The sequence below is a fragment of the Bacillus sp. 196mf genome (genome assembly GCF_003217275.1).
In the GTDB taxonomy this organism is placed as follows: Bacteria; Bacillota; Bacilli; order Bacillales; family Bacillaceae_G; genus Bacillus_A; species Bacillus_A thuringiensis_S.
In genome coordinates this window covers 1-1,392 of the sequence record NZ_QJTG01000105.1, presented here as the reverse complement: position 1 = coordinate 1,392, position 1,392 = coordinate 1, and the positions used below count along the sequence as shown (strand labels likewise).

Below are 1,392 nucleotides of genomic sequence, written 5' to 3'. Positions count from 1 at the left end.
CGGTATCGCTTCGTTATATGATTTTTGAAGCATTAATTCTAATGCATAATGGAACAAATCATGTGTAACAAAATGATGCCCTTGTTCCAGTGCTTTTATGTAGATAGCAAGATTCCTATTAGACATATCTTCCATATTTTTCATATGCGTCACACAAATATCACTATTCAAATACTTATATTTTTCCTTACATGCTAGTGTTTCATGCACAATTCCTTCCCATTTAAAAGGCTTGCTACGCTTTACAAGACGCATTCGTTTCGTACTAGTCATCACGTTTCCATTTGCATCAAACGCTGTATGATATGGCATATACACACTATCAATATCTGAAGACAACGTTTGTTTTAGTTTCAGCAATGCATCTCGATCTTTTGGTAATAAAATATCATCTGCATCTAACCATAAAATATACTCTTGCGTTGCCTGTTCAAAAGAAAAATTTCTTGCTGCTGAAAAATCAGCACGCCACTGAAAATCTTGTATGTGCGAAGTGTATTCTCTTGCGACCTGTTTCGTATTATCTGTTGACCCGGTATCAATCATAATGATTTCATCAGCAATCCCTTTTATCGATTCTAAACATCTCGGTAAATGATGCTCTTCATTTTTAACAATCATACAAAGGCTAATTGTGATCATAGATATAGCCACCCTTCTCACACTATATACTGAAAACATCTGATAAAATAAGTTAATACAGAGAAATCAAGTAGATTCCTCTGTATTCATGACGCCTCTTCTCAGCAAGATTTCATCAAGGATTTGTCTCTTTTACTCCTACAGCAAATGGATCTATTCCTGTTGATAAAACTGTATCCACCACATTTACTAATCCATCAATAACAAATACCTGACCAGTTTGATTATTACTAACTACGTAAATCTTATTATGTGTTTCATCTACAGTAACCCATGATAGGCCATCTCCATTTGGACCGAGAAGGGGTACTGACGTAACAAGCGCTGGCGTAGGGGGCGTAGTATCGAATATAAAAAGAGTTCTCGTGTCTATCGCATATAGCATATGTGTAATCGAATTCGTTGCCATCGCCTCTATAGTATTAGCTTGACTGGCAAGAGAAACTGATCCTAATGGTATAGCGGGAGGGAAAGAGCCCATATTATATGCTTCAATAAATGGTCCTGGATTAACTTGACCCTCAGTCCCTACATATAGTCGATTTAAAACGCGATCCGCCGCTGTAGCCGTTGGTGCTGGATTACTTGGTAAGTTTATTGGGATTGTTCCTACCACAGCATCTGTTACAGAATCAATAATATATACATTTCGCAGGAATGAGTTATCTGCAACATATACCTGATTAAGAGTCGGGTTCACAGAAATTCCATACTGAACATTTCCTACTTGGATAGAAGTGAGATACGTAC

The 1,392-nt window shown here is 37.1% G+C and carries 1 protein-coding gene and 1 pseudogene; both read right to left on the bottom strand.

The features are described 5' to 3' along the window. A partial coding sequence (locus ATL10_RS30715) for a glycosyltransferase family 2 protein (RefSeq protein WP_181419381.1) occupies window positions 1-642 on the bottom strand: 642 nt, incomplete at its 3' end. A 115-nt stretch (window positions 643-757) separates the two neighbouring features. Continuing rightward, window positions 758-1,392 (bottom strand): annotated as a pseudogene (locus ATL10_RS31550) (hypothetical protein); the annotation flags it as partial.